Source organism: Streptomyces sp. NPDC085927, assembly GCF_044540975.1.
Classification (GTDB): domain Bacteria; phylum Actinomycetota; class Actinomycetes; order Streptomycetales; family Streptomycetaceae; genus Streptomyces; species Streptomyces hirsutus.
In genome coordinates this window covers 505,058-510,536 of the sequence record NZ_JBITSN010000004.1, presented here as the reverse complement: position 1 = coordinate 510,536, position 5,479 = coordinate 505,058, and the positions used below count along the sequence as shown (strand labels likewise).

Annotated in this window: 5 protein-coding genes; 3 read left to right on the top strand and 2 right to left on the bottom strand. The window is 74.2% G+C overall.

The window, feature by feature from the left end; all coding sequences use genetic code 11:
* Positions 1–104: 104 nt before the first annotated feature.
* Positions 105–929 carry a GNAT family N-acetyltransferase gene (locus ACIF80_RS14200; RefSeq protein WP_399803723.1) on the bottom strand — a complete coding sequence of 275 codons (825 nt, stop codon included), beginning with the start codon at positions 927–929 and terminating at the stop codon, positions 105–107.
* Between the two features lie 118 nt (positions 930–1,047).
* Between ACIF80_RS14200 and ACIF80_RS14195 the strand changes: the two genes are divergently transcribed.
* Positions 1,048–1,533 carry a nucleoside deaminase gene (locus tag ACIF80_RS14195; RefSeq protein WP_399803720.1) on the top strand — a complete coding sequence of 162 codons (486 nt, stop codon included), beginning with the start codon at positions 1,048–1,050 and terminating at the stop codon, positions 1,531–1,533.
* A gap of 46 nt (positions 1,534–1,579) precedes the next feature.
* Here ACIF80_RS14195 and ACIF80_RS14190 read toward each other — a convergent pair whose 3' ends face one another.
* On the bottom strand, positions 1,580–2,263 hold the full coding sequence (locus tag ACIF80_RS14190) for a chaplin (RefSeq protein ID WP_399803718.1): 684 nt from the start codon (positions 2,261–2,263) through the stop codon (positions 1,580–1,582).
* A 294-nt stretch (positions 2,264–2,557) separates the two neighbouring features.
* On the opposite strand from ACIF80_RS14190, the gene ACIF80_RS14185 reads away from it, so the two are divergent.
* Together ACIF80_RS14185 and ACIF80_RS14180 are read left to right on the top strand one after the other, a co-directional pair.
* Positions 2,558–4,138, top strand: coding sequence for an alpha/beta hydrolase (locus ACIF80_RS14185; protein WP_399803714.1), 1,581 nt, complete (start codon positions 2,558–2,560; stop codon positions 4,136–4,138).
* Positions 4,139–4,206: 68 nt separating this feature from the next.
* Positions 4,207–5,301, top strand: a complete 1,095-nt coding sequence (locus ACIF80_RS14180) for a chemotaxis protein (protein ID WP_399803711.1) — start codon at positions 4,207–4,209, stop codon at positions 5,299–5,301.
* Positions 5,302–5,479: the final 178 nt, after the last annotated feature.

The following is a 5,479-nucleotide window of genomic DNA, read 5'->3' as shown; positions in this document are numbered from 1 at the left end:
CGTCGACGTGCGACGTGCGACGTGCGACGTGCGACGTGCGACGTGCGACGTGCGACGTGCGACGTGCGACGTGCGACGTGCGACGTGCGACGTGCGACGTGCGACTACGGAACGTACACGTACGGGATCGTCGTGGAGAGCGGGGCGAAGCCGAGGCGTTCCAGGATCGGACGGCTCTGGCTGGAGGCGTCGACCTGGAGGTAGCGGTAACCGCGCTCGGCGGCGACCCGGGCCCGGTGGGCCACCAGAGTGCGGTAGATGCCCCTGCCCCTCCAGGCGTCGACGGTGCCCCCGCCCCAGAGACCGGCGAACCGGGTACCGGGCACGAGCTCCATCCGGGCCGCGCTCACCGGCTCCCGGCCGGCCAGGGCCACCACGGCGACCACGGTGCCGGGCGCCTCGGTGAGCCGGTCGAGCAGCTGGTGCCGCAGCCAGGAAGCGTCGCTCCGGAACGCCTTCTCGTGCACGTCGGCCACCAGGTCGACGCCCGCCCGGTCGGTGACGGGTACGATCCGGACGCCCTCGGGGGGCTCGGTGTCGAGGCGCAGCCCGGGGATCTCGCCGATCATCAGCGTCTCCTCGGGTCCGGGCGTGAACCCCGCCGCCACGAGCCGCTGCCCCAGGTCCGCGGGCAGATCATGGCCGTACAGCTTCCACTCGAACGCGCGGTTCAGTCCGGTGAAGTAAGCGATCTGCGCGGCGATCACCACGTCCGCGTCCGTCCCGCGCGGGTCCGGGCCGCCCTCGTGCCGCTCCCCCGTCTCCGCCGTCCCGCCCAGGCCGGACCAGACGACGCCGTTCCAGCCGTGCCGCGGGGCGGTCCGGCGCACCACCGGGCCGATGCGTTCGACGGTGGCGTCGGGGCCGTCCGGCCGCGCGCCTTCGCGCAGCTCACGGTCGAACAGGGCGAGTACCGCGGCGTGATCCATACGGCACACCCCAGCACGGGCCCGTCCGGCCGGGCAACGGGATGTGGCTTCGCGTCCGCCCGACGCCCGCGCATAGGGTTGCCGTCGACCCCCTCCCCGGAAGAGAGGTCTCGCCCCCATGGCCGTGAAGGACACCGAACTGCCGTATCTGCGTCGCTGCGTGGAGCTGGCCACCGAGGCGCTGGAGGCCGGGGACGAACCGTTCGGTTCGGTCCTGGTGGGCGGTGACGGCACCGTACTCGCCGAGGACCACAACCGGGTGGCCTCCGGGGACCGTACCCGGCACCCCGAGTTCGAGCTGGCGCGCTGGGCGGCGGCCCGGATGACGCCCGGCGAGCGGGCCGCCGCCACTGTGTACACCTCCGGCGAGCACTGCCCGATGTGCGCCGCCGCGCACGCCTGGGTGGGCCTCGGCCGGATCGTGTACGTCGCCTCCTCCGCCCAGCTGGCGTCCTGGCTCACCGAGCTGGGTGTGCCCGCTCCGCCGGTGCGGACGCTGCCCGTGAGCGAGATCGCCCCCGGCGTGACCGTGGACGGGCCCGTCCCCGGGCTGACGGAGGCCGTGCGGCAGTTGCACCACAGGTTCCACCGCGCGGGCGGCTGACCCGGCGCGGGGCGTCACCGCCCCAAGGGTCCTGTCCCCGCCGGTCTCAGGCCTGCACGCCCGCTCCCGGGCGGGAGCGGCGGTACAGGGCGACCCCGCCGAGGAAGAGCGCCACTCCGGTGGCGAGGACCGGGAGAGTCCGGTCCTCGCCCGTTTCGGCGAGGGCGCCCGGGCCGGCGGGGGCGGCCGGCGCGGCGGCGTGCGCCCCGGGTTCCGGGGCGGGGAGGGTGCGGGGCGGTTCGGCCGGCTCGGGCGCCGGTTCGGCCGGGCGGCCGGGCGCCTCCTGCGAGGTGTTCGTGGATTCGTTGCCGATGGCGGGGTTGCCCACCCCGGCCACGTTCACGCTGTTCCCACTCACGTTGACGGGGAGGTCGACGGGCAGCTGCACCCCGTTGCCGGACGCCACCCCCGGGGAGCCCTGCGCGCTGCCGTCGGCCGCGGCTCCCCCCGAGGAGGCCTGGGGCCCCTCGTGTCCGCCCTGATCGCCGGCTCCCTCGTTGACGCAGGTGTTGCCCGCGGCCGGGTTGAGGAGGCCCACCACGTTCACCGTGTTCCCGCAGGCGTTCACCGGGATGTGCACCGGGAGCTGGAGGGTGTTCCCGGAGATCACCCCGGGGGAGCCGGCCGCGAGGCCCTCCGCGCCGGCGTCGGCGTGCGCCGGTGTCACCACGGCCATCGCGCCCGATGCGGCGACGACGGCGATCAGGCCGTTTCGGGTAGCCCGTCTCATGGGTTGCCTGCCTTCCGGACATGGTCGCGGGCGCTCACCCGCACCGGGGAGAACGCGGGTGCGCCGACCGGGTTATGGCTTGTCCGAAAGTCGCACGCCGTTCACTCCGTGGAGCACCCGCCGCTCGAACTCCGGCACCGACTGCCGAACAGGCACGTGGGGTGACGGGCTCCAGGGCTCCGGGCCGGGCACCGCAGGGTGCCGTCCGGCCGACAGGCGGGGCCGGTGGGGTCCCCGTATCGTGATCGAGGGCGCCGGTTCCCGGTCCGCTGTGGGGCGCCCCTGGAGGCATCGATGCTGGCCAAGCTCTCCATGCGACTCCCGGTCCGGCGCTGCGCGGTCGCCGGGGCGGCCGGACTGGCCCTGCTGGGCGCAGGTCTCCCGGCCGCCGCCGCCGAAGGCCCCGGCCCCGGCCTCGACCGGTTCTACGACCAGAGGATCACGTGGGCGGCGTGCGAGGGCGCGGATCTGCCCGAGGACCTGCAGTGCGGGAAGATCACCGTCCCGGTCGACTACGCCCGGCCCGGCAGGGGCACTCTCGAACTGGCCCTCGCCCGTTACCGCGGCACGGGGGACCCCCGCGGCTCGGTGGTGCTGAACTTCGGCGGGCCGGGCGGTTCGGGCGTCCTCGGACTCGCCCACGGCGGCAAGGAGTTCATGGGCCTCACCGACGAGTACGACGTGGTGTCCTTCGACCCGCGCGGGGTCGGCCGCTCCTCACCCGTCAGCTGCGGCACGGAGGCCACGAGTCAGGCACTGGAGGCCACCGGCGGCGAGGGCATGTCCGATCCGCACAAGACGCTGGCCCAGCTGCGCAAGGTGGCCGCCGAGTGCGCCGAGCACTCGGGCCCGGTCCTGCCGCACATCGGCACCGTGAACGTCGCACGGGACCTGGACGTCATGCGGCAGGTCCTCGGCGACAAGAAGCTCAACTACCTGGGCTTCTCCTACGGAACCCGGCTGGCGGCGGTGTACGCGGCCCAGTTCCCCGAGAGGGTGGGCCGGCTGGCGCTGGACGGAGTGGACACGCTGACCGCGCCCCTGGCCGAACAGGGGCTGGCCGGCGTACGGGGCCAGCAGACCGCACTCGAGCACTTCCTGACCTGGTGCACCGAGGACATCGCCTGTCCGTTCGGCCAGGACCCGCGCAAGGCACGGGAGTTGGCCGTGAAGCTGGTCAACTCGCTCGACGAGAACCCCGTACCGACCGATTTCGGCTACGCGTTCACCGGCCAGGACCTCGTGGCCGCCCTGGGCCAGGGCCTCTACAGCAGGGAACTGTGGCCCTTGCTGCAACGGGCGCTCGCGGAGCTGATGGAGGACGGCAACACCCGCGGGGTGGAGGCCTTCGCCACCGGCGGGGTGGCACTCCCCCTGCCGCATCGCGCCGACGATCCGCTCGTCGACGAGGAGGAGGTGCCGCTGGACAACCTGCCGGCCGCGCTGATGGCGGTGAACTGCGCGGACGATCCCGACCGCCCGGCCGCCGAACAGGTGACCCGGGATCTCGGCCGGCTGCGCACCGCCTACGAGGAGGCCTCCCCGGTCTTCGGGCGCCACCGGCTCGCCCAGGTGCTGATGTGCCACGGCCGCCCCAAGGGGACCGACTTCATCCGCGAGAAGGTCAAGGACGTCGACACTCCGAAGATGCTGCTGGTCGGCACCCGGGGCGACCCGGCCACGCCGTACCGGTGGACGGTGGAGACGGCCGAGCGGCTCGGTCCGTCGGCCGTGGTGCTGGACAACCGGGCCGAGGGCCACACCGGCTACGGATCGTCCGACTGCGTCCACCGCGCGATCGACGACTTCCTCCTCTACGGAACCCTGCCGCCCAGCGGCAGCTCCTGCGGTGCCGAGGACGACACCCGCCCATGAGTCCACACCCGGACGGCGCAACGAATGCCCCAAATGCCCGATCCGCGATTCGGCTCTATGGTGCTGTCATGGAGCACGATCTGAGTCCCGCAACCCTCGCCGGGCTTCGCCGCCCGCGCCCCTACCCCGCGGTGTCGGTGCTGACGCCGACGCACCGGCGCGAGCCCCTCAACGCCCAGGACCCGGTCCGGCTGCGCAATGCGGTGGCCGAGGCCAAGAAACAGCTGGAGGCCGATCCGGCGGTCACCCGGGACCGGCGTGGAGAGGTGGAGCTGCAGCTCGACCGGGCCCTGGACGAGGTCGACCTGACGCACGCCGAGGACGGCCTGGTCATCTTCGCCGCTCCGGGCGAGCACCAGGTGTGGTCGCTCGCCCGGTCGGTGCCGGAGCGCGTGGTGCTCTCGGACACCTTCCTCACCCGCAACCTGGTGTCCGCCCACACGGCGGAGCGCCCCTTCTGGGCGCTGTCCGTCTCCCCGGACCGGGCCACGCTGTGGAACGGCGGCACGGACCGGGTCACCGAGGAGCACGCCGGCGGCTTCCCGCTGACCCGCGCCGCGGAGAACTTCGACCCCGAGCGCCTGGAGCGGGTCGGCGATCAGCCGAGCGCCTTCCGGGACGAAGGCACCCGCCGGTTCCTGCGCGAGGCCGACGCCGCGATGGGCGCGATCCTGCGTGAACATCCGCGGCCCCTGTACGTCACCGGGGAGCCGGCCGCACTGTCCCTGCTGAGCGAGGCCGGCGGCGTGGCCCGGGACGCGGTGCACGTCCAGCACGGCGGTCTCGCGCACGGCACGCCCGACGCGGCGTGGCAGGCCCTGCGCCCCGCGCTCGAGAGCGAGGCCCGCAAGAGCACCGAGGACGTCCGCCGGGCCCTGGAGACGGCCCGCGGACGCAAGAGGTTCGCGGCCGGGGTCGACGAGCTGTGGCAGAACACCCGGGAGGGGCGGGTCCAGTTGCTGGCCGTCGAGGAGAACTTCCGGGCGACGGTGCGTGAAGCGGGCGAGCATCTGGTCGCCGCCGAGTCCGGCGACCTGGACGCCCGCGAGGACATCGTGGACGAGCTGGTCGAGCAGTGCCTGGAGACGGGCGCCGAGGTCCGCTTCGTCCCGGACGGCGCCCTCGGGGACGCGGAGCGGATCGCGGGCGTACTGCGGTACTGAGACAGAGGGGGCGGGCGGACTCCCGGAGGGCTGCCGCACGCCCCCTCGCGAGGTGACCGTCCTCGTCCCGGGGTGGCCCGCCCGGAAACGGGCGGGGCCCCCCGGCCGGCGGCGGTGCGGGTGCCGGCCGCGCACGCACAACCCCACGGCGAAACAGTGCGCGGGCGGCCCGTGGCGA